The following is a 22,724-nucleotide window of genomic DNA, read 5'->3' on the forward strand; positions in this document are numbered from 1 at the left end:
GACTTTTGACTTTTGACTTTTGCCTTTTGACTTTTGACTTTTGACTTTTGACTTTTGACTTTTGCCTTTTGACTTTTGACTTTTGCCTTTTGACTTTTGACTTTTGACTTTTGACTTTTGACTTTTGACTTTTGACTTTTGACTTTTGCCTTTTACCTTTTGCCTTTTGACTTTTGACTTACCACTTACAACTTACAACCTACCGCTTACAACTCTCTCACCTCCATCACCTCAGCGGCCCTAAAATTCCCTCATTGTAACTATGTTTGCATCCGTAAATAACTACTGAAGCTTTTAATGAAATTTAAACGGTTTTTGTTAATATGAAAAAACAGCTTGTATTTAATTATTCTTTGAGGTCTAATCCTTTTTTGGCTTTATTAACCTTGGTGTTTTTGTTCTTTGCTATGCAGCCAATAACACTCCAAGCACAAAGCAATGATGTCTTTAACAAGAATAATATAAAAGCAAACATGCTCAAGGTGACGCAGTGGCAACTGAATAACCCAAAACATAGCCCTACGGACTGGACAAACGGTGCTTTTTATGCCGGGGTGGTTGCTGCTTACGAAACCACTAAATCCACACTCATTTTCGACTCTTTGATGGCACTGGGAGAAAGAACTAACTGGCGGCCGGGAGCACGTTATGATCATGCGGATGATATCGCCATCAGCCAGACCTACATTGATTTATACAGGATGAAGAAGGATCGCCAAATGATACAGGCCACTATTGACACTGTGAAAAAACTGCGTACGGTTCCAGGCCGGGAGGTGAAGAACCACAACATCACGTGGTGGTGGTGCGATGCACTTTTTATGGCTCCGCCTACCCTTGCCAAATTAGGCGTTACCCTAAAAGATCCATCTTATTTTACATTCAATGACTCTCTTTTTAGGCAGACGTACGACCTGCTTTATAACAAAAACGAACACCTTTTTGCTCGTGATGCAAGCTATCTCATCAACCAGCAGGGTGAAGGCAAACGTGAAAAGAATGGCAAGCTGGTATTTTGGTCCCGCGGAAACGGTTGGGTAATGGGCGGCCTTGTACGACTGTTAGACGAACTGCCTAAGAACTATCCAAACCGTGAATATTACCTGACCATTTATCGTGAAATGGCTGAAAAAATTATCACACTTCAACAAGCAGATGGGCTTTGGAGAGCCAGTCTTCTGGACCCCGCGTCTTATCCCGGTGGTGAAGGAAGCGGTTCCGGTTTTTATTGCTATGCTTTAGCATGGGGTATCAACAAGGGCATACTGAACAAAGAAAAATACAAGCCCATAGTTAAAAAAGCCTGGGAGGCTTTGAATACTCTACTATCACCTGAAGGACGGGTTGGATGGGTGCAGCCGATAGGTGCCGATCCTCAAAAAAACTTCAGCTCAGAAAGTTGGGAAGTATATGGAGCCGGTGCATTTTTGCTGGCAGGGTCGCAGGTGATTAAGATGAAATGGTAGAGAGCGTTGTAAGACTTGATTGAACTCATATTAAAGCTCAAGCCGCTGGGCTTCGTTATTGCAACGGAACTCCACCCGCTTGTTTCAAAAACTACTACGCATGTTTTTGAATGCCGTCGCTTCGCTTGGCACCCACCAGCTGATGTCCCTTATGCAATAACTGTTGTTAGATAGCCGTTGGTTGACTTGCGTATGGTTGCGAGAGACGTTGCCAAAAGTAGTTGACCTTGTACAAGTATCTTTATCTACTTGCCCCAACTGCTTCGGCGTATTTCCACTCACCCGTTTTTACGTTTATTGACCATGGTTTGGGTTCGGGTACCCATAGTTTGCCATTGCCAATTTCTAATGGCATCCAGATATAACGGGAGTCCCATTGCGTTGCCGGTTTCCAGATATCTGCCATAAAAATGATCGTAGTAGATTTTTTACCCGTGACTTTTATTAGCATCGTTGATTGAGATCCGTAAGTATTTGTTTCAGGTGGAGCAATGTCTTTGAACTCTGTCCACGGACCTTCCAAGGTAGGCGCAGTAGAATATTTATTAGGGTTCGCTTTCCAACCCGTCAATGCCGAACCGATGGAATAATACAATCCTTGATGATGCACAATCGCACCGCCCTCCATATGTGCTTTTATCAGGCTCATTTCTTTTTCTAAGCTCATATAATCGTCTGAGAGCTTTGCGATGCGAAATCCAAAAGGACGATCCTCAAAAACAAGATAAGCGGTTCCGTCGTCGTCAATAAACTGACCAATATCGCGGCTTTCATAATCAAGGGGACGAAAGCTTTTGACATAAGTAAATTGACCATCCGGCTTATTGCTTACTGCAATGCCAACTCTTGCAAATTTGTACGTGCTGTTGTCGAGATGAAAGTACATGACGTACTTCTTCGTCTTTTTGTTGTGGAATACTTTTGGTCTTTCCAGCACCCACCTTCTTCCAAGGTTTTCCGGATCAGTCATTTTAACCACATCTCCTTTAAATGTCCAGTTCGTTAAGTCATTAGATGAATAACAGCTTACGTAACGAAAGCCCGTATCCAACCCTTTACGCCGTTCTTCTCCGTACCAGTAGTAAGTCTTACCTACTTTAATAATGCCTCCTCCATGCGCTTGTATGTGATTGCCGTTGTTATCGGGCCACACTTCTCCCGGACGAATAACATCTTGCCGTTGTGCTGATAAAGTTGTCGCAACTATTAAGAAGGATAGCAATAGAAATTTTTGTTTATAGAAAGTCTGCATGAAGCTTTTTATTTTGTTTTTGTTCGCACTATTTTTTCTAAAGGTTTTAATGCTTGTTTACTTAGCGATCGGCTCAAGTATTATAGCCTCCCCTGTTTCTTTTGTCAGGGACACCGTAAGCTTATCTCCCTTCTTTACCTCGACAGTTCTTTTACGAATACTTCCTTGTCCATCATCTTCATATACTGTTGCCCGGTACCTTTTGCCTGCAGGTAGAAAATTGAGAGAAATGTTTTGCCGCCAGTCTATAGGACCGGCCGCGTTACCTATATACCAGGTATTTCCTTTCCTTCTTGCTACACTAATATTTTTACCTATGTCGCCCGCCAGGTAATGTGACTCATTCCATACCGTAGGAACCCTGGTAAAGAATTCGATCTCTCCCTCGTTGGTATAATCGTCGGGTTGCCCGTACCAGAATATTGCCTGCAACGGACTGAAATAAATCACCGACAATGCCAACTGTTGTCCCATACTTACTTTGAGGTTTTTGCTAAAGCTGTTTTTAGAGTTGGGATAACAAAAGGTAAAGTCTGCGGGTCCTGCTAGAAAGCGCGTAAAAGGTAAGACGGTTGTATGAAAAGCATCAGGGCTGTTCTCATCACCGCGTATTCCTTCCTGCGTTAGCAGCGCAGGGTACGTTCTGCTTAACCCGGTAGGTTTATAGTTGTCATGAATGTCAAGAATAAACCCATAATCATTCACTTTTTTAATCGCCGAAGCAAGCCATGTGAGCCCGGCCTGAGTGAGTCCATCAACGAAGCCGAACTTTAAACCACTAACGCCCCACTTTTTATACAGAGGAAGAATGGTGTCTAATTTAGCTTTCAAACCCACATAGTTCACATAAAGAATGACACCTATGCCTTTTGACTTAGCATGTTGAATAACTGCAGGCATGTCTATTTGCGGTATTACCTGCGTCGGATCGGATGTGCCCCGAAATTCTGCCCCATACCAACCAGCATCAAACATGATGTATTGAAAGCTATGCTTCGCTGCGAAGTCGATACAATCTAATCCGCTTTGCGTGTTTAGTTGGGAGCGTATTAGCTTACCAGGTTTTATCCACGCCGGAACTCCTTTTGCGGAAGCGGGGTTAAGCTTCAAAAACAACTGGCTGTATTTATGCAAACCAACTGCGGAAGTAGCAACACTCACTGTTCGCCAGGGGGTTTGATAAGGGCCGGTAAACTTTACAGCTGAATCTCTCATAAAAGCCGTAGCTAGACTGTTGGTATTAGCTCCTCTTTTTAGTTCCGCTTTCGTGTAGTTAACATTGTTTCCTTCGCCGATACTAACGAATAACTTGCCATTAGTAATGGTTGCAGGAAAGTCACAAGTCTTATTAAAAGTGTCTATAGTGACGGGGGTAAACACAGATTCATGATTGTATTGATACAACGTAAAAGGTTCTAAAAATCTAAATTCTGTAAGCTCTTTGTTTATGGTGTTGCTTGCAGAACCGGCTGCCGTAGGTATGTCATAACGAAAGGCAACACTACCATCATAGGCCCTTGCAATAAGATTAAAGCGTAAAATAGATGATGTACAGACTATCCTTAACTCGTTGTAATTATTTGTGATCGTATCATCTTCTCCAAGTGGCCATGCAAATTTTTCCTTGTGGCTTTGCCCTGTTTTATTTTGTATTGCCGTCTGCTCGCCCGCAATCATTCCATTCATAACAAATCCCATTGCCGACCATGTAATGGCTTCCTTGCCGGCGTATAAAACCCGGTACATTAATTTTCCACCGGAACCTGTTCTCACTTCCATGAGGGTTGATTTATCAGGCGAGGCAACTTTGTAAGAGTTAGCCTCCTGCCCGAAACTCGCAATAGAAATTACCAGTAACAGCAATAGTTGGCTGATTTTATTCATTATTGTTCTTTAGACTTTATTGCAAATATTTGTTCAAAGTACCGCGATCTTTAGCCCTTTATTGTTTGATACCAGCACTCGTATTCAATGGAGTCATGTGTTGCGTCGCAATCACTTTATCAGCATATCAATTGGCAGCTTCGGCCTCAAAGGCGGCCAGGATAAATTCGATTAGACCCGCCCAATCTCACAATTATTTTTTTAAGGGAGTTTTGAAATAAGTATTCATAAACAACAACTGGTAGTTGATGGCATTAGTCCAGTAAGGCCAGTTATGTCCGCCGGGACGAGCAATAAAATCGTGTGGAATATTGCGGAGTTGTAGTTGCTCGTGCAGGTTTTCATTTACTTTGAAAAAGAAATCTTCGGTACCACAATCGATAATTAAAGACAGTGAATTAGGAGTAAGCAAATAGAGCATATTGGCAACCGTATTCTTCTCCCAGTTTTCGGGGTGCTCCGCATACTTGCCCAACCTTGCAGCCATGTCCCAGTTATTTGGAAACGGACGAATGTCAACACCGCCACTCATGCTGCCCGCTGCGCCGAAAACATCCTGGTGCCTGAAGGCTAATAAAAGCCCGCCATGGCCGCCCATACTCAAACCTGTAATCGCCCTTCCTTTGCGGTCTTTTATTGTTTTGTATTTACCATCGATCCACTTTACCAGTTCGTCTGATACGTACGTTTCATATTTATACTTTTCATCCACAGGGCTATCCCAATACCAACTATTGTTGCCGTCGGGGCACACAATGATCATCTGGTATAAGTCCGCATTTTTTTCAAAGCCTTTTGCCTTTGTGATCCAATCTGCATAATTACCGCTATAGCCATGCAAGAGGTACACTACCGGTAAGGCGGTGGCGTTGGCGTAATTATCAGGAGTGATGACTACAGCTTTGATGTTCTTTTTCATAGACGGGCTGTAGGTTTGAACAGTGTCTACGATAGCAGCATCTGCGGTTTGAAAAATTGCAATGACTAATAGTAAAGACCAGGATAGTTTCTTATTTAAGTACTTCATATGGCTCGCGTAAAAATTTTAGTTTGAGTGTTTTTCGATGAATAATTATAAAAATGTAAAAGTGTGTGACACAAGGATGTTGAGAAGAATGCTGTAGCTGGTAAACAAAACATAACTGTTCAAAGATATTACTGATCCATCCAATTTTTTATTTGACACCACTTAAAATAACCGGGTGCAGAAACACTTGTCACTGCGCGCTCTGGCTTTAATTTTCGTCGTTGATCATTTGCCTGACCTCCTCGAGTGATTGCAAAACTTCTTCCTGGGTAGCCGGCAGGTAGATCAAGGTTATTATTAAATCTACATAAAGCCTTCCTGCTTTTGACCTTGCAGTATTTTTTACCTTAACCACCCCGGTTGTTCTGATAGATGAATAAAGCGGAACATTGTTTTTGGAGTACTTCTCAAAATCATTTCTCATTTGAGTGATCTTGGTCTCGTATTTTTCGAACACATTTTTTTCGGCGGCGAACTCGAAAAGCTGGATAAATTTTGAATAAATGGCAGATGTGGATTTGAATGCAAAATGGACGGGGATTGGAGAAAAAGCATACGCGGCCTTTTCTGTATTTTCAATAACGACCGGTTTAAAAGCCAGGATTTGCCAGCCCTTCGTAGGAGCGTAAATATTGTTGATACTAAGCTTACTTTTTGATGTGATGTCAAGCCGGCAAACAGTTGTTCGAACCGTTGTTATGGAACCAATGAACGGAGCCTCATTTTGTGCGACACCGTAGCAACTGAGTAAGCAGCAAACCACTAACAAAACAAAATTCCTGGCGTTGTTCTGCACTTTTTACTTTTCGAGAGTTTCGCGCTTCGACCAGCATTCGTCCATTGGACCACCGGTAGACTTCTCCCCTTTATGGCGCCAGTCTCCATTCACAAACGAGTAATCAAAAGTCAAACTCTTGCCTACACTTTCAGCAGTCTTTGTAAAGAACTCAATGGTCTCTGTGTACTTTCCATTTTGAGTGGTGTAGGTTCCTCCTCCCGCATTCATAAAAGTTTTCGTGGCAACATTGTAAGCGATCCAATGAAAATATTTACCTGAAAGCACCTTCATTGTTCGTCTCGGATAAAACGGGCTGGCTCTTTTCGAAACCTTGTCGTCGGTATAGTTGCCCGTAATCACCCACGCTCCCATTAATGCGCCAGGCTTTCCGTCATCAAGCCTGGTCCAGGTTTCGTTTGTTTGTTTGATCGTCAGCTTCCCATTTGCGATCTGGATATCCTCGGTTATCTCTTTACCAACCTGCAGGCTGTCTTTAGAATTCCACTCGATATTTTTCACCAGCTTATTACCATCTACGCGCCAGGCACCACCGTAAGAGCTGATAAACTTTTTACCAGGTAAATCATAAGTTGCCACAGAAAAGACGCGGTCAGTATTGATCATAACGGTACGTTTTTCAGGCGGGCCATATCCCCACGCACCGACGATATCTTTGGTATCTGCTTTTATTGGCGAGAAGGAAGACAATAGGCACATGGTGCAAAAGCAAATGAACATCGTTGCCAAAAGACTCGTTTTGATTTTCATACGGAAAGATTTATGTACAAGGGTAAAAATAATAACTACAGGTTCAGATGATTTAGACAGCGTTTTACCAGAAAGGTAAAACCAATTTTCAGCGAATTTATTTGCCGGATAATGGTACCAGTTTGGCGGAAAGATCCGGATCGCGCATGTCCTTATCCAGCGGGAACATCGGTCGCTGAATTCTTTTGTATCCCAACCGCTCTAGGTTTTGGTCCACGCCGCCTACCGTCAAAGCCAATAGCCAGTCAGCTTTCATAGCGTACAATTCCGGCTCTAAGTAGCCAATTTTTACGACTACAATGTCTGTCTTTCGCGGAGCAAGTCCCAGTCTTGTAAAGTCAGCTTCTCTATGATAAGGCTTGCGTTTTTGAGTTACGATAACATGCACACTGCCGACCCTGATAACTACTTCGACTTCTGCATCTTTATCGCCATATTCTATCGCCTCTACTTTTCCTGAAAGCTTTATAGGAGGGGCAAACCGGGCGTCGACTTTTGCGCCCGCATAACCTTCTACGTTGTTACCAACTCCGGCAGCTATCGCAGCTTTAACCAGCTCAGGACCGGGAATGGAAGCATAGATAAGAGAAGGCCCAGTCTCTGATTTAAATTCAGGGCGTTTTAGTATTTCTGTCAGCGTCCACGTAACATCACCTGCCCCGCCTGCAGTCGGGTTATCGCCGGAGTCGCTAATAAAAAAGGGGCGTTTATTGCTTGCAATCGCTTTATCGAGACATTCGGCTAACGTTCCGGTTGGTGCTACAAAAACAAACTCGGACCGTGCACTCCAGAAGCGTTGCGCCAGTTGCGTGGCCGTTTGCGTTACCTTTTCTTTGTCGTCACCCGTAACCATAACAACCGCATGGTTGCGCGGCTCATCTGCCCATGCATAACCTATCCAGATAGCTGCATCCACAATACCGGGTTGAGCTGCCGCAGGCGCAACGGCCTGGTAAATGCTCTTGCCCGGTTCTATCCTGGTACTTGTCTTTTCACCCGGCAACAATATTGGGATTGAAACGTAGGCTTTGTATGCAGGCTTTCCCTTTCCGCTTTCAATTCTGTCAAGCAGGTTTTTAACAGCTCTTTGTTTTGTTTGCATCGCATCTTCATGCGGAGCCATACGATAGCAAGTGATCAGGTCAGAATTTTCAGCAAGACGCCATGAAACATTTCCGTGCAGATCCATGGATGTAGAAATAATGGTTTGTTTGCCTATGACTTTTCGAATTCTTACGATGAAATCTCCTTCGGGATCATCTAATCCTACAACACTCATTGCGCCGTGAATGTCGAAATAAAGACCATCGTAAGGAGCGCCTTTTTTAAGTGCGTCCAGCGTTTTTGTTACCAATGATTCGTATGCTTCTCTTGTTACCGTTCCGCCCGGCAATGATTTACCAATTATGGTGGGAACCCATATGGCCCTGCTGCGAAGAGGAGAGTCGGCAGATAGAAAACGGTATGATGTAAAAACTTCCGCTCCATACTTCGCATGAAAGGCTTCCTCGAGGGTAAGTGCAGGCGAAAACGTGCTTGACTCTATTGCCAGTCCCGCAATAGCAATGCGAGGTTTTGCGATCTTTTTAGTGTGCCTGTTTTTATTATTGGTGGAATGAGCAACTCCAGCCATTAGTAAGCAGATTGCCGTCAGAGATAAAAACCTAGCGATAAATCTATTTCTCATAAAAAGCTTTTACAGATGAAAATATGGAGAGTCAAGTTACAGGACCGATACGTCTATAAGGACACCTCAATTCGATTTCACTAATACTGAATTTTTAAATCCTTTTGAATTTGTTCTAAAGACTTGCCCTTTGTCTCCGGCATCAGTTTCCATGAAAATAATAATTGAAGACACATCATCACGGCGAAAAACATAAACACATTTCCAGGCCCAATAGCCGGACTATTAATAGCGACCGGAAATGTCCACGAGATAATAACAGCAAAAAACCAATGCGTAAAACTTCCGAGAGACTGACCTTTTGATCGAATTGAATTTGGAAAAATTTCCGAAATAAATACCCAAATAACAATACCATCCGAAAGGCCAAAAAAGAACATATAACCCAGTAGAAAATACACGATACCAGGACCATCAAAATGTTTTCCGTAAAAGGTCCAGGCGATAAGGCTCATAAAAATGATTAAACCAACAGAGCCCAGTATCATTAAAGAACGACGACCAAACCGGTCAATAAAATTCATAGCAATAATCAACACAATCACTTTGGTCAAACCAATGAGTATGGGAAGCAGGTAAGAAATATTTGTGTTCATACCCGTCATTTCAAATATTCTTGTTGCGTAATAATTGATTGCATTGGTACCAGCTAACTGGTTAAACGCCCCCATTAAGACAGCATATAAAATGGGTCTGAAGTATTTTTTTGTAAAGAGCTTTTCAGCCGATGCTGAAGACATTACTTTCAATGATTCAAGAATGTCATCTATTTCTTTTTCTATTTCCAATCTTCCGCAATGTGTAAGTACCTCTCTTGCTTCTTTAACCCGGTTGTGCTTAATCAACCAGCGCGGGCTTTCGGGAATGATTAATGACAATAGAAAAAAGATGATCGAAGGCACAGCGACAATGCCAAGCATCCAGCGCCATGCATTGTCTCCCGTACCGGAAAACAGGTAGTTTGAACTGTAGGCGACAAACAATCCAACAGTGACATTTAATTGAAAAAAAGCAACGAGGCGACCTCGCAGTTTTGCCGGCGCAATCTCAGCTATGTACATCGGTCCTACAACAGATGAAGCTCCAATTGCCAGCCCGCCAACAAATCTAAAGATGACCAAAACAGCCCAGTTTGGAGCAACCGCACATAGTACAGAACTGATAGTAAAAATGAAGGCGATGGCAATAATTACTTTCTTTCTCCCAAATACTTCAGCAGGAAACCCAGCAGAAAACGCGCCCACAACTGCACCGATAATAGCAATGGCAACAGTAAAGCCATGTTTAAAATTACTCAACTTATATAGCGCCTGGATTGGTTGCTCTGCACCGGAAATAACGGCGGTATCTAAACCGAAGAGAAGGCCGCCTAAGGCGACAATTACTGAATACCCGATCACCCTTCGGTTTTCTTTCATATGGCTTATGTGTTAGATGTAAACTCGGGCTAAAAGATAAAACTTTTAGAATTATAAGCTTTAAGAATAAGGTGATACAGATCGGACGTTTCATCTAAAGACGAATACTTTTTTACGGCGGCCTCTATGCCCTCCTGCGCAATTGTCTCTTGCACCGCCCGCGTTCCTTCATCACTGGAGCCTTTGTAGAAATAGGCTGCTGCTATAGCTTTTGCATACGCTACCGGCAAGCGCCCATACTTTAAACACAATAAAGCCGGGCCTAACAGTCTTTCGTCTTTTGCTAATTTTCGCCTGGAGTCATTTGCATTTCTTTCTATAAAATCGTTCAAAGCCGGGTCAGTATATTTCTTCATTGCCAGCGCCATAAACTCACGTTGCTCTTGTTCGTCAAGCCCAAATTCATGTGTCATTCCAAAAGCTCCCTCCTCTTGAATTTGTGCAAAGAAGGATGGATAAGCCAGAGCCGACTCGTGTAGTATTTTGTATTCGTTGGCCCAACCTACGTAAGCAATCGGTCCGTTCGTGCCATTAAACGTGTAGAGTTTTCGAACTAATTCATTTGAAAAATTTGTTTTGGGAACAAAGCCCTTCACATCCGGAATAGGGCCGATGAAAGCGTCCTTATCAAGCGGCAAGGTCCACCAGTTTTGCATGCGCAGCGCCAAAGGTTCTTTTGCAATCACTTCTTGCTTTGCCAGCATTCCTGTTCTCAAAACCTGCGTCTCAATCAATCCTAGCCGGGTTTGTACAAAGTCTGCAAATTCGGGTGTCACATTTTCCAACAACACTTCTTTCATTTTTTTTGCTGGATTATTTGCGTTCTCGCAAATGATCCAGTTTAAGATCTTTTCTCTTTTGCTTGTAATCAATAAGTCTTTAATAAAGCTTGTAACCTTCGCAATATTTCCAGCACCAACGCTACTTACTATTATGTCAACGTTGTTAATGATTGCCGCTACTTTTTCCTGGTCTTCCAAAGTAAAGGCGCCTTTGACTTCAATGTATTCTGTTATATCCTGCTCCTCGCCGGCCAGGTCGATGCGATACTTCTTTGTATCATTCAGCAGTTGCGCAATTTCTTTTGATGCGTCGAGGAACCAGAGTTTATAACCACTATTATAAAATAGTTGGGCAACGAAGCCACGACCTATTTTGCCTGCACCAATAATTAAAACTTCTTTTTTCATCGTTTATAATCTTAACAGTTGCTGGTACTGAATAAACCTCCTGTATTTGTCATCATATGTGTTGAGCCAGTCCTTGTTTGGTTCAGTGACCTTGAAATGTATTGCCGGCTTGGGAAATGAGCTCTGAGTAAACTCCATTAAATAATATATCAGTCCCGCCATTGACAATTCTTTTTCGTCGGCAACCGCAACCGGTTTATTTAGTACGCTTGCCCTGATCGTATTCCACAAATCATTTTTTGAAGAGCCACCTGCTATTTTAATAAGTTGAAGGTCTTCAATACCAATTTCTTCAAAACAATGTCTTCTTGCAAAGGCGATAGATTCGAGGATAGCACGAAATAAATGACCATCGGTATGAAATGAATTTAATTCAAGTATTGAAGCGGTGAGCTTACTGTTCCATAAGGGCGCGCGCTCACCCTGAAGATATGGTAGGATAACAGGCGTTTCTGCGGGATCAATTGCAGCAGCCTTAGCTGTCAACTCCTGCAAAACCTCTTTCGTTATTTTTTTATTTAGCACATTCGTCAAAAACCAACTCAAAACATTGCCACCTGTGTTTGTGCTTCCGTAGTTGATAAAGCCGGGATCGAATGAAATGCTTAGAAAATTATGTAGGGCATTGGGCTGTTGAAGATAAAAAGCACCAGCCTGTTCTGAGGTGTTGGCCAACATAAAACCTTCCTTGTCCTGCAACCGCAAACCATATAACGAGGTGTATAAATCTGCCATGGCCGGGAAAACAAAAGTTTCCGTAGGAAAACCAAATAATTGCGTTTGAGTTTCAGCAACGAGGCAAGGGTCATAAGAGATTGTTGGCAAACTTGATTTGTCTAATTGCAGGTAGTCCAGCAACTCCACGGCATATTCCCTTTTCTTCAAATTGACCATGCTTATTTGCGAACTGAAATGAGTTTTATAATTTCCGCATAGCTCAAAAAATATTGCATCTCCAACTTGAAGAAATATTGAATCAGGAGAAAACCCTGCCTTTTTCCTTTGAAGTAGTTTGGTAAATAACCAGTTGGTTCCCGAAGGCAGAAAGGTGCCAATAATTTCTTTGCTTTTACCGCTGCCCATTACAGCATCATATTCGTCTAAGCTGTTGTAGCTGGTAGTGTCTAGCCAAATTGGAAACGGTAATTCGGGTGCTGTGCCAGTTGCCTTATTCCATTCCATTAAACTGGAGACATGACCGCAGATACCGATGTGAAGGACTTCAATTTTGTTACTTTTTAAAAACGCCCCCAATTCGGTAAAAAGCCGGAAAGACTTTTCGCGGATGCTGTTGTATTCGGCCCGCACTTCGCCCGAGCTTCCATAAACCAGGTCGTTTGGCAAATTGTTTATTAGGAAGATTTCGTCTGATAGAAAAGGGCAATAAACACCAAGCTTTATTTGTGATGTGCCAATGTCGAGTGTGGCAAAAGCAACCCTTTCCTTAGTTTGTACCATTTGGGCTGCTTTTTTTCAATTCTGATAAAATGAGTTTGAAAAGTTCCTCATTCGCTGACAAACCGCAGGTGTCTCTTAAAACAACCTCAGGTCCTTTTTCATTGATTTGTTGAGTTATGGTGCGGGGTTGATTGGGATCTTTATAATTAAAGCAAGCAACGATGCCCGCCAGCAAACCTATAGGATGGATATTGTGTTTTAGCGCAAGGAGTGCAGGGCCAATTAGCCTGTCATCTCTTCCAAGCTTACGAGCTGGATCAGCTGCATTTCTTTCAATAGGGTCGGGAATATTTTTATCGGCAAATTTTGCTAATGCGGCCATCATCCATTCGTTCTGTTCGTTTGCATCGAAACCAAATTCGGCTATTTGAGCGCGGCAACTTTCGTCTGCTGCCTTCCTGGCTGTTTCAAGTATTTCTGCATCATTTCCTGCGTCGGGTAATTGAGTATATCCTTTCCTCGCACCAAGGTAAGCGATCACTGCATTGATGCAGTTATAAGTATAAATTTTTCGCCTTAATTGATTTTTGAAATTCTTCAAAGGCTTTAATCCATACAACTCCAGTTGGCCCTTGATCTCGTCACCATCGCAAGGAAGCTCAAAAAAGTTCTGTGATCTTATTGTTAACGGCGATTGAGTCGGGCTTGCTTCAATACATGTTCTGAAAATAATCGACTCAGAAAAGCCGACCTTTTCTAACAGCCATTTTTGCTCTGTCTCATTTAAATTATGTAAGACTAACTGCTTAAGATAACCTGCCGCATTCGTTATGTTTTCGCAGGTTATAATATCCAGCGGTTGTTCTTTGTTTACCCTCCATCTTTTTTGAAGTGCTTTTGCAAATTCGACCGAAAGAGCTTCAAGATTGTTGCCAAAGACAGCTGTAAAAACAAGCCCGGTTTCAGCAAAGGCTTGATGCCATGAAGGATCATTAATATGATAGACAGCGGAAACGATGATTGTAGCACTCTTTTCGGGATTGTCTAAAATCTGGATGTCATATTGCATTGCCTTTTTAAGGTCAGCAACCAATTGCTCGTTTTTATCGATCAAGACAATTTCATATTCGCCAAGAAAGGCAAGGTGAGCGGCAAAGCCTCGTCCCGTTTTGCCGGCTCCAAATATTAATGCTGTTTTGTTCAAATTGTTGATAGTGATTATTGCTGTTTCTACAATGTTAGAGATGGTTGTTTTTGCTGAATGAAATTACTACCTGTACAAGAGTGCGACGCAACGATGTATACTAGTAGCAATGAAGGCACGGCTTAAACTTTTGCAAAAGTCCATCAATTCTACACACTTTCATTTACCAGCACAGCTTTCACTGCTTCGCGGTTTGCAATTTTTTCATATGCCAGTTCCCAGTCGTCCAACGAATATTGATGGGTGACTACTTTCTTAACCTTGTCTTCGTTACGCTCTAAAATACCGATCACTTTTATCCATGCATCATGAGAAGAAGTGGCGGAAAAAATCATTTCTATAACACTTAAAATAGCGGTGTTGAACGCAAAGGGAATGAGGGCATCGTGGGAGATCCCCAGCGCTATAAACTTTCCGCCCTTTCTTAACAAACCCAGCCCCTGGTTGATGGCATTTGGGTCGCCGGAACAATCTATTACACAATCAGCTCCCCAGCCGCCGTTCATCTCTTTGACCTTTGCAGGGATGTCATCTTCGGGCAACAAAACCGCCATTGCACCAAGCTCTTCAGATAGTTCGTACCGGATTTTATTCTTGCGGGTAGAGGCAACACAAACAATGTTTTTCGCCCCTAAATCAACTAAAGTAATTAAGGTAAACAGGCCAATCGGGCCCATGCCATAGATGACCGTAAAGTCGTCTTTTTGGAACCTTCCGCGCTCGAGGCAACCGTACACACAAATGGCAAAAGGCTCGGCCACGGCCGCTACTTCTTTTGCCATATTCACTGGGATTTTATGTACACAGTATTCTGGCTGCACCGTATACTCAGCATAGACGCCCTGAGAAAACCAACCCGGGGAACGCTTGTGAGGACATAACTCGTAATGCCCGGAAAGACACAGTTTGCATTTAAAACAGGCACTTTTTGCATTTTCGCAAACTACCCGATCACCGGGAACAACATTCTTTACATCGCTGCCAACTTCGACTACTGTACCCGTATATTCGTGGCCCACTGTGTTGCCGTCCGGCATTGTCATGGTGCCATGAAGTACATGGATATCTGAAGTACATATCCCAATTGCGTCGATCTTTATTTTAACGTCTGACGGTTTTTCAATTCCGGGTACCGGTGCATCAACCAGTTTAAAATATACCCCGTTGTCAGAATATTTTTTTACAGCTTTCATCAGCAAACAATTTTTATGAGGTAAGTGAACGTACCACTACTTAAGCATTTTTATGGGCGATAAATACAAAGACATCAAGCTTTTGCTACCCGTAAAAAGTATGAATGTAATACTTTAAAACAAAATGATATAGAGGAACAAGGTTGGTTTCTTTGAAGTAGTTGACTCATATCAAAAGACCCTTGCTACCGGCTCTGATTGGCTTTGTAACAGCTGCCTTACCAATTTTTTCCTTCAGTTATTCCCTTCCAGTTGTCGGTTCTAAAGGGAGATGCGGGAAGGCCTGCTTTGTTATAAAAGTTTGGTGTAGGAATGTTGCGCCATGCAAATCGTACTGCCACGGGTTTTGCTACAGCATCGCTCCAAACCACCACTTCATTTCCGCTGATAGTTGCCCTTGCAGGAACAAATTTCTGATCATCACCTGCGATCGTAAACTCTGTTAGTTCAGCTGCGTTTTTAGCAACCAGGCCACCGTCTGCAAAATCAAATTGCACTTTTACTTTCGCGCCTTCCACCTTCATAGATTTATACAACGGCCCCGAAGGAACCAGATTTTTCTGACCGTACTCATTTCGTAAAGCCCAAAGCGAGAGCCGCTCTCCTACGAGCTTTTTGTTGCGGGGATGTATATCGAGCGAGTCGCCGTTGTCGGTGGTCACTGCCATGCCGGTATGAGTAACGGTTCTGTAAGTTAGCAATTGGGCTTCTCTTATTTCAGGGTTCTGACTGCGATGAGGCGAGATTTGAACGAAATAAAAAGGAAGGTTTTGATTGTCGAAATCTGTACGCCAGCTCTTAATGAGCGCCGGAAAAAGCTTCCTGTACTGGTAAGCTCTTGTTGCATTGTTTTCTCCCTGGTACCAGATAACACCTTTGAGCGTATAAGAAACCAATGGGGCAATCATAGCATTGTACAACCTGAAAGGTGACTTGTCAGGATTAGGCTTAACGGGCGGTGTCGGTTTTGTTTTAGTGGTATCCTGTTTCCAGGCAGCAAGTGCTAAGGCATACTGCTCATTTGCTGCCGGGTAATTTTGTACCTGTTCATTATACTTATCAATAAGTACCTTAAAGTCGGAGTCGCTTTCCAGCACTTCTTTTTTGGTCCAGGACTCTGCAGTTGTGCCTCCCCAACTAGCGTTAATGATGCCAACAGGATAACCGGTGACCCTATGTATTTCCCTTGCAAAATAGTAGGCAACGGCAGAGAAAGTATCAACTGTTTGTGTTGAACAGACTTTCCAGTCACCTTTAAAATCCTGCTGCGGTTCGTCGGCGTTTTTATTGGCCACATCTATTTGCCTGATCAAAGGAAAGTTTGCCTCTTTAATCTCCTGTTCGTAATTAGGTACACCAGTATAAGATGCATTTTTTGTCTTCGCTACAAAAAATTCCATGTTTGATTGGCCCGACGCCAGCCATACCTCACCCAATAAAACATCCTCTATTTTCAGTTCGTTGGTTCCCTGAAAAATGATGGTATAAGGACCGCCTGCTGCGGAAGTCGACACGTACGTTTTCCATTTACCAGTGGCGTCGGCTATGACTTTAATTGTTTGATTATTCCAACTGGTTGTAATGGTGATTTTCTCGCCGGGATCTCCCCAACCCCACAGCGCCACTTTACTTTTTTGTTGCAACACCATGTGGTTGCTAATAATGGAAGGAAGTCTTACAGATGCATGCAGGTGGAATACAAGAATAGACAGTAGTGTTACCAGTAATATCTTCGGAGAGAATAGGTGAGTCATCGAACAATCTTTTAATAGGGAAAGATAAACTTTCCTGATTGTCGGTGGCCTCCCTAGCCTAATATTACTACCGCTGTGTACTTAATTCTGAAGACGAGTAAGAACCGAAATAGTAATTTTTTAAGTTACTGTTTTCAACTTCTACAACAGCCTCTTTGGAATTTAGATTTACAGTATAGACAAATGAAATCGGAGCATCATTTTCGTCTTTGCCTGAATATTTATAAGAAATCACATTATGTGTCACTTTTGTCTGAACTGCTTTTTTATCGAGTATATAGTTTGCCTTTGTAGCTCCCTGCACTATCACCTTGTTGTCTTGTAAAAAAATAGTTGCTTCTGTGTCATTCACTTCTGCATCTACAAACTTCCCTATTTTGTTGTTCTTGTAAGATTCCGCGGACTGTTTCACTTTAAATAAAAGTTGCTGAGAATTTGCTGAAGCTGCAGCACCAATGACCATTACAAAAAGTAGTAGTGTTTTCAATTTCGTTGTTTTGAAAATAGCGTGTAAAAAGGATTAAACTTGGGAAAGCCTGTTTCAAGTAAACGAAAGAAAAGCAGTTCTATTATGTATTTGGAACAGCAAATTCGAATTAGGAATAAATTTTTTATAAACACTAAAAAAATATAAGTGTAGCCAAATAGCTACGCTTATATTTGTAGTCAAATAGCTACATATGAATTTAAGACGCGACGTATTTCAAGCCATAGCCGATCCTACCAGAAGAGCGATACTTCTGTTGGTTGCCTCGCAATCAATGACGGCTGGTGCCATTGCTGCAAACTTCGACACCGCCAGGCCAACTGTTTCAAAACACCTGCAAATACTTACCGAGTGCCAGTTGCTTCAACAGGAACAAAACGGTCGGAAGGTTTACTATCACATCAACGCAACAAAAATGAAAGAGGTAGCTGACTTTATCGAGCCGTTCCGGAAGATGTGGGATGACAGGTTTAATAAATTAGAATCAATCATGAAAAACTACAAACCCAAAAAATAGAAAAGCATGGAACAGAAAACAAAAATTAAGGCTGAAGACGGCAAACAAGAACTAGTGATCACAAGAGAATTTGATTTGCCATTAGAATTACTCTTTAAAGCGTATGTAGAACCAGACATTGTTGAGCAATGGATGGGAACAAAAGTGGTGAAACTCGAAAGCAAAAAGCACGGCTGTTACCAGTTTGAAACAACCGATCCTAAGGGTAACAGGCACGGCTTTAACGGAGTGATTCATGAGTTCCATCCAAATCAAAAAATCATTCGAACGTTCGAGATGGAGAACACGGCTTTTGAAGCATGGATGGAGTACTTAGAATTTGAACAGCTTAGTGACGACACGAGCAAACTCACCATGCAGCTAGTGTATAGATCAGTTGCGCAAAGAGATGAAATACTAAAGATGCCTTTTGCCCAAGGGATCAATTGGGCACATAACCGCTTACAAGAGGTCGTAAACAAATTAAAATAACAGGTATGACAAAGAGAAATAATATTATCTATTGGATTGCAACAGCGTGGCTCGCGTTGGGAATGGTATCGACTGCAGTTGTACAGATATTAAAAATGAAAGAAGAAGCAGACATGTTTGCCCACCTCGGATATCCGCTCTACTTTCTTACAATGCTCGGAATCTGGAAACTGCTGGGAGTTGTGACAGTGCTTATACCTAAACTTCCGTTACTAAAAGAATGGGCTTATGCAGGTTTTTTCTTTGCTATGTCGGGAGCTATCTTTTCTCACATAGCGGTAGGAGACGGAGCCAAAGAATTTTTTGGACCGACACTATTACTAGTCCTGACCGTAGTGTCATGGTACCTTAGACCCGCAGATAGAAGGGTCATTTTGGCTAATTAAAAATGTGTTGAATAATTGTTCAAACTGTCACAATCCTTTGTTTCTTTTTTACTGAAGGTTGCTAATGGAGCGACGTTTTTAGATACATGGTAAACAGCAACGAAAGTACGATAGCGGAAAGTCGTACCACTGTCTTCACAGATGGCTTAACGGAAGGCATTGACGGCAGGTAAGATGGAGCTTTAAGAAAGAAGTTGACAAGCTTTCTATATTCCAGCAGCATTAAAAACAATATTGCAATGGTGATGACAACAGATTGCAATAGGGCGCCTGCATTCATCTGGTAAAAGATGTTAATCAACATTAGGTTAAGCATAAAGGAAAACAATATCACTTCTGCCAGCAGCATCGTACGGCGAAAAAGCAAAAGATAAGAACCGATAATTTGTATAGCTGCTACGATGAAACCAAAAGCTGCCGAATGTCCGAAGTAATACCAGGTAAGCCATTCTCCTGATTGCTGGTTCATTGGTCTTGAGGCAATGTCGATTGGTACAACAAACTGCAATCCCAATAACTTTTTCCACCCAAAACTCGCGAGATTAAACGCGAGGCAGTAACGTATCAACGTACATATAAAACCATAAACCTTTTCGGAGTTAACCTGGCGTTTCTTTTCTTTAAGCTGCCATATAAAAGGAAATATTAGCGCAACAAGTAGTGAAAGGCCGACAAGTGAAAAGACAACGACCGGGGGAAACCATGGCAAACTTCCACTATTTCCAAGTAGCAATAGCAGTGCAGCAACAGTTATTCCAGCAACGAAACAGGTAGTGATTTTTAGCAGCAAAGAATTTGAAGTCATGTAAGGATGATTTGTAAACTAGATGCCGCACGGCTGGTTTTCCATAAAGGCAATCCAACCTGGAACTGAAGCAACTTTGAATAGTCTATATAATACTTATCGTAGCTTAGCGAAAACACCCTTCGGTATTGATGGCTGAGTTAGATGTATTAAAAAATTTCCAGGAACAAATTCTTCAACAGGAAAAGTTTACGCCATTAAAAGATTCACCACACCAAAAGCTCATTGTTGTATTAAAGCAGCACAGGTTTTATAAACAATTATGTATAGAGCTTTATAATGCAGCAACTACAAAGGCAGGCAAATTAAAAAACCCGCTAACGATTGTTAACCCCTTAGACATTGTCTGGAAAACAAATGAGCCGGATGAATTGAAATTCTTTTCAGGAGTTGCACGATTTCAAAACAATGCTACGGCCAGTAAATCTGCAGCAGACATCGATGCATTGAAAGCTGTTATAAAAAATCCCCTTACACTTTCTTTCTTTTATCACAATCCTGAACTTTCGAAGAATGTTGTTGCAGGATCAATTGTGCCTGTAAAAGTTGGATGGGCAGTAAACGACCTGCAGTTGTTTGTTAATAAGAAACAAGATGTGTATGAGCTCAGTCTTGAGATAAAAGCAGGCGGTACAGCGTATGACTTAAACGATGTGGAGGTTAAGCATGATTATTTTGTTTTGATAAAAGACAACCTTTATCTACTAGGCAAGTTTGATTATGTGCAGGTAGTTCAGTTGTTTAAGCAATACAAAGGAGGGTTGATTATACACGAAGCAAAATACAAGGAGTTTCACCAGGAAACTTTGAGTAAGCTGGAAGATAAAATAAACATCTACTACACTTTTATTGAAGCCGGCACTAAAGAGCAAATAGAGCATAGCGAATTTAACGGGCTGCAAGAAAGGTTTGTTTACTTGTCAGGTCTTGATAATTATGTATTGATTGAACCGGTAATGAAGTATGGAAGCGCAGACATACCGGTGCTTACCAAACGGCAGATTTTTAGTGTAGATAAAAAAGGCAATTCATTTGCTGTAAAGCGTAACGAAGATGCAGAGAATAACTTTGTTGCCTTGTTACTAAAACAACATCCGCATTTTTTAGAACAGCTTGAGTTTGAACTGCCTTATTTCTATCTGCATAAAGAACGCTTTTTAGATGAAGACTGGTTTTTAAATGCATTTGAAGAATGGGAAAGCCAGGGCATAACGGTGCTAGGTTTTAACCAATTAAAAGGCAATAAACTAAATCAGCATAAAGCCAAGATTACCATACGGGTATCCAGTGGAACCAATTGGTTTAATACAGATATAAATGTTCGGTTTGGAAGGAAGAAAGCTTCAATGAAACAGTTGCAGGCTTCGGTGCGCAATAAGAGTAAGTATGTTCACCTCGATGATGGAACCCTTGGTATTCTTCCTGAGGAATGGATTGAAAAGTTTAGCGCATATTTTAATTCTGGAGAAGTGATACCGGAGGGATTGATAACACCTAAAGTAAACTTTGCAGCGGTCACCGAACTATACCAAGATGCACAGTTGGATGAGCAGGTTAAGCACGAACTTTCATTGTATCATCAATCGTTTGAAAACTTTGATTCCATACAACCCGTTAATATTCCTGCTGAATTAAATGCCACCCTTCGCGAATACCAAAAGCACGGATTGAACTGGCTGAACTTCTTAGACGACAACAACTTTGGAGGAGTACTTGCAGATGATATGGGACTTGGTAAGTCTATACAGGTCATTGCTTTTATTTTATTGCAAAGAGCAAAGCGCACACATAATACCAGCCTTATCGTAGTGCCTACCTCGCTCATATTTAACTGGGTGGCCGAAATCGAAAAATTCGCCTCATCTATTAAGGTGTTGATTGTCGATGGTTCGAACAGGGCAAAAGATGTTAAGCAGTTTCATAAGTATGAAGTTGTTTTAATCTCTTACGGAATACTCGTTAATGCAATTACTCATATAAGTCAATACGTATTCAATTATGTTTTTGTTGATGAAAGTCAGAACATAAAGAACATCGACTCACAACGTTACCAGGCAGTACGATTGTTACAATCAAGAAACAAGATCGCCGTAACAGGTACACCCATCGAGAATAATGTTTTTGATTTGTATGCCCAGCTTTCATTTGCTTGTCCCGGCTTATTGGGAAGCAAACAATATTTCAGGGACATCTATTCTATACCAATAGATAAGTTTAAGTACACTAAACGGGCAGTAGAACTGCAACAAAAAGTTGCTCCATTCATCTTAAGAAGAACCAAAAAGCAGGTCGCAACCGAACTACCTGAAAAGACTGAAATGACTTTGTATTGCCCAATAGGAGAAGAGCAACGTAAAGTATATGACACCTATGAAAAAGAGTTTCGTGAGTTTATATCAGCAGAAACAAACGACGAGATCGCAAAAAGCTCTATGCATGTTTTAAGGGGATTAACGCGGCTAAGGCAAATTTGTAATTCGCCTGTATTGATAGAAGAAGAAAGATCGTTTGGAGGTGGTTCAGCTAAAATAGAAATGCTGATGGAACAAATAGAGAGTAAATCAGACGATCACAAAATCCTGGTCTTCTCGCAGTTTGTGACCATGCTGGATCTCATCAAAAAAGAGTTGATTGCACGCGACATTAGCTACGAGTATCTTACCGGCAGCACACAAGACAGGGAAGCTGTAGTAAATAACTTCCAGAACAATAAAACTGTTCGTGTATTTCTTATTAGCCTTAAAACCGGCGGCACAGGTTTAAACCTAACAGAAGCAGATTATGTTTATTTAGTAGATCCATGGTGGAACCCGGCAGTAGAAAACCAGGCAATAGACAGAAGCTACCGAATAGGGCAAGACAAGCACGTTGTTGCCGTAAGGCTTATTTGTCCCGATACTATCGAGGAGAAAATTTTGAAGCTGCAGGATGTGAAACGTGATTTATCGGAGGATTTGATTAAGACCGATTCTGCTGTCTTCAAGGCTTTGAAAAAGGAGGATTTGTTGAGCTTAGTCAGCTAGGAAATTTCGTTGAACT

General features: G+C 41.8%; 19 protein-coding genes. 5 read left to right on the forward strand and 14 right to left on the reverse strand.

Annotated features, from left to right (window positions below; all coding sequences use genetic code 11):
- The first annotated feature begins 323 nt into the window (after positions 1-323).
- The gene (locus tag SAE01_RS21825) at positions 324-1,466 is read left to right on the forward strand and encodes a glycoside hydrolase family 88/105 protein (RefSeq protein WP_218029223.1); all 1,143 of its coding nucleotides are present in this window, start codon (positions 324-326) and stop codon (positions 1,464-1,466) included.
- Between the two features lie 241 nt (positions 1,467-1,707).
- Here SAE01_RS21825 and SAE01_RS21830 read toward each other — a convergent pair whose 3' ends face one another.
- From SAE01_RS21830 to SAE01_RS21890, 13 genes are all read right to left on the reverse strand, one after another.
- On the reverse strand, positions 1,708-2,718 hold the full coding sequence (locus SAE01_RS21830) for a family 43 glycosylhydrolase (RefSeq protein WP_147205950.1): 1,011 nt from the start codon (positions 2,716-2,718) through the stop codon (positions 1,708-1,710).
- 57 nt (positions 2,719-2,775) lie between these two features.
- Positions 2,776-4,602 carry a glycoside hydrolase family 97 protein gene (locus tag SAE01_RS21835; protein ID WP_147205951.1) on the reverse strand — a complete coding sequence of 609 codons (1,827 nt, stop codon included), beginning with the start codon at positions 4,600-4,602 and terminating at the stop codon, positions 2,776-2,778.
- Positions 4,603-4,795: 193 nt separating this feature from the next.
- Positions 4,796-5,629, reverse strand: a complete 834-nt coding sequence (locus SAE01_RS21840) for an alpha/beta hydrolase (protein ID WP_147205953.1) — start codon at positions 5,627-5,629, stop codon at positions 4,796-4,798.
- Between the two features lie 208 nt (positions 5,630-5,837).
- Entirely contained in the window at positions 5,838-6,425 is a 588-nt protein-coding gene (locus SAE01_RS21845) for a hypothetical protein (RefSeq protein ID WP_147205954.1), read from the reverse strand.
- Between the two features lie 3 nt (positions 6,426-6,428).
- Entirely contained in the window at positions 6,429-7,175 is a 747-nt protein-coding gene (locus SAE01_RS21850; protein ID WP_147205956.1) for a membrane or secreted protein, read from the reverse strand.
- A gap of 97 nt (positions 7,176-7,272) precedes the next feature.
- Positions 7,273-8,862: a M81 family metallopeptidase gene (locus tag SAE01_RS21855; protein WP_147205958.1), complete on the reverse strand. Its 1,590-nt coding sequence runs from the start codon at positions 8,860-8,862 to the stop codon at positions 7,273-7,275.
- Positions 8,863-8,942: 80 nt separating this feature from the next.
- Positions 8,943-10,280 carry a sugar porter family MFS transporter gene (locus tag SAE01_RS21860; protein WP_147205960.1) on the reverse strand — a complete coding sequence of 446 codons (1,338 nt, stop codon included), beginning with the start codon at positions 10,278-10,280 and terminating at the stop codon, positions 8,943-8,945.
- Between the two features lie 29 nt (positions 10,281-10,309).
- Positions 10,310-11,470: a mannitol dehydrogenase family protein gene (locus tag SAE01_RS21865; protein WP_147205962.1), complete on the reverse strand. Its 1,161-nt coding sequence runs from the start codon at positions 11,468-11,470 to the stop codon at positions 10,310-10,312.
- Between the two features lie 3 nt (positions 11,471-11,473).
- Positions 11,474-12,928 carry a xylulokinase gene (locus tag SAE01_RS21870; RefSeq protein ID WP_147205963.1) on the reverse strand — a complete coding sequence of 485 codons (1,455 nt, stop codon included), beginning with the start codon at positions 12,926-12,928 and terminating at the stop codon, positions 11,474-11,476.
- Positions 12,915-14,072, reverse strand: coding sequence for a mannitol dehydrogenase family protein (locus SAE01_RS21875; RefSeq protein ID WP_147205965.1), 1,158 nt, complete (start codon positions 14,070-14,072; stop codon positions 12,915-12,917). The genes SAE01_RS21870 and SAE01_RS21875 overlap by 14 nt, the downstream gene beginning before the upstream one ends.
- Positions 14,073-14,221: 149 nt before the next feature.
- Complete coding sequence (locus SAE01_RS21880; RefSeq protein WP_147205967.1) at positions 14,222-15,265, reverse strand: zinc-dependent alcohol dehydrogenase; 1,044 nt, start codon at positions 15,263-15,265, stop codon at positions 14,222-14,224.
- A gap of 218 nt (positions 15,266-15,483) precedes the next feature.
- Entirely contained in the window at positions 15,484-17,019 is a 1,536-nt protein-coding gene (locus SAE01_RS21885) for a sialate O-acetylesterase (protein ID WP_147205969.1), read from the reverse strand.
- A 67-nt stretch (positions 17,020-17,086) separates the two neighbouring features.
- A complete protein-coding gene (locus tag SAE01_RS21890) occupies positions 17,087-17,506 on the reverse strand; it encodes a hypothetical protein (RefSeq protein ID WP_147205971.1) in 420 nt (139 codons plus the stop codon).
- 193 nt (positions 17,507-17,699) lie between these two features.
- Here SAE01_RS21890 and SAE01_RS21895 point away from each other — a divergent pair, with 193 nt between their 5' ends.
- Genes SAE01_RS21895 through SAE01_RS21905 form a run of 3 tightly spaced genes read left to right on the forward strand, consistent with a single transcriptional unit; the run spans position 17,700 to position 18,880 of the window.
- On the forward strand, positions 17,700-18,023 hold the full coding sequence (locus tag SAE01_RS21895; RefSeq protein WP_147205973.1) for an ArsR/SmtB family transcription factor: 324 nt from the start codon (positions 17,700-17,702) through the stop codon (positions 18,021-18,023).
- Positions 18,024-18,029: 6 nt separating this feature from the next.
- Positions 18,030-18,494 (forward strand): SRPBCC family protein, encoded by a 465-nt coding sequence (locus tag SAE01_RS21900; RefSeq protein ID WP_147205974.1) that lies wholly within the window; start codon positions 18,030-18,032, stop codon positions 18,492-18,494.
- A 5-nt stretch (positions 18,495-18,499) separates the two neighbouring features.
- Positions 18,500-18,880, forward strand: coding sequence for a DoxX family protein (locus tag SAE01_RS21905; RefSeq protein ID WP_147205975.1), 381 nt, complete (start codon positions 18,500-18,502; stop codon positions 18,878-18,880).
- 61 nt (positions 18,881-18,941) lie between these two features.
- On the opposite strand, the gene SAE01_RS21910 is transcribed toward SAE01_RS21905, so the two are convergent.
- Positions 18,942-19,685 carry a hypothetical protein gene (locus SAE01_RS21910; RefSeq protein ID WP_147205976.1) on the reverse strand — a complete coding sequence of 248 codons (744 nt, stop codon included), beginning with the start codon at positions 19,683-19,685 and terminating at the stop codon, positions 18,942-18,944.
- A 131-nt stretch (positions 19,686-19,816) separates the two neighbouring features.
- Here SAE01_RS21910 and SAE01_RS21915 point away from each other — a divergent pair, with 131 nt between their 5' ends.
- On the forward strand, positions 19,817-22,708 hold the full coding sequence (locus tag SAE01_RS21915; protein ID WP_147205977.1) for a DEAD/DEAH box helicase: 2,892 nt from the start codon (positions 19,817-19,819) through the stop codon (positions 22,706-22,708).
- Positions 22,709-22,724 lie beyond the last annotated feature (16 nt).

Origin of the sequence: Segetibacter aerophilus (genome assembly GCF_007991655.1) — a bacterium.
GTDB lineage: Bacteria > Bacteroidota > Bacteroidia > Chitinophagales > Chitinophagaceae > Segetibacter > Segetibacter aerophilus.

Coding starts and splice junctions, on each gene's coding strand:
- SAE01_RS21905 (WP_147205975.1), top strand. CDS start 18,500: ATGACAAAGAGAAATAATATTATCTATTGGATTGCAACAGCGTGGCTC.
- SAE01_RS21900 (WP_147205974.1), top strand. CDS start 18,030: ATGGAACAGAAAACAAAAATTAAGGCTGAAGACGGCAAACAAGAACTA.
- SAE01_RS21915 (WP_147205977.1), top strand. CDS start 19,817: ATGGCTGAGTTAGATGTATTAAAAAATTTCCAGGAACAAATTCTTCAA.
- SAE01_RS21835 (WP_147205951.1), bottom strand. CDS start 4,602: ATGAATAAAATCAGCCAACTATTGCTGTTACTGGTAATTTCTATTGCG.
- SAE01_RS21825 (WP_218029223.1), top strand. CDS start 324: ATGAAAAAACAGCTTGTATTTAATTATTCTTTGAGGTCTAATCCTTTT.
- SAE01_RS21880 (WP_147205967.1), bottom strand. CDS start 15,265: ATGAAAGCTGTAAAAAAATATTCTGACAACGGGGTATATTTTAAACTG.
- SAE01_RS21865 (WP_147205962.1), bottom strand. CDS start 11,470: ATGAAAAAAGAAGTTTTAATTATTGGTGCAGGCAAAATAGGTCGTGGC.
- SAE01_RS21850 (WP_147205956.1), bottom strand. CDS start 7,175: ATGAAAATCAAAACGAGTCTTTTGGCAACGATGTTCATTTGCTTTTGC.
- SAE01_RS21860 (WP_147205960.1), bottom strand. CDS start 10,280: ATGAAAGAAAACCGAAGGGTGATCGGGTATTCAGTAATTGTCGCCTTA.
- SAE01_RS21885 (WP_147205969.1), bottom strand. CDS start 17,019: ATGACTCACCTATTCTCTCCGAAGATATTACTGGTAACACTACTGTCT.
- SAE01_RS21855 (WP_147205958.1), bottom strand. CDS start 8,862: ATGAGAAATAGATTTATCGCTAGGTTTTTATCTCTGACGGCAATCTGC.
- SAE01_RS21910 (WP_147205976.1), bottom strand. CDS start 19,685: ATGACTTCAAATTCTTTGCTGCTAAAAATCACTACCTGTTTCGTTGCT.
- SAE01_RS21830 (WP_147205950.1), bottom strand. CDS start 2,718: ATGCAGACTTTCTATAAACAAAAATTTCTATTGCTATCCTTCTTAATA.
- SAE01_RS21840 (WP_147205953.1), bottom strand. CDS start 5,629: ATGAAGTACTTAAATAAGAAACTATCCTGGTCTTTACTATTAGTCATT.
- SAE01_RS21870 (WP_147205963.1), bottom strand. CDS start 12,928: ATGGTACAAACTAAGGAAAGGGTTGCTTTTGCCACACTCGACATTGGC.
- SAE01_RS21895 (WP_147205973.1), top strand. CDS start 17,700: ATGAATTTAAGACGCGACGTATTTCAAGCCATAGCCGATCCTACCAGA.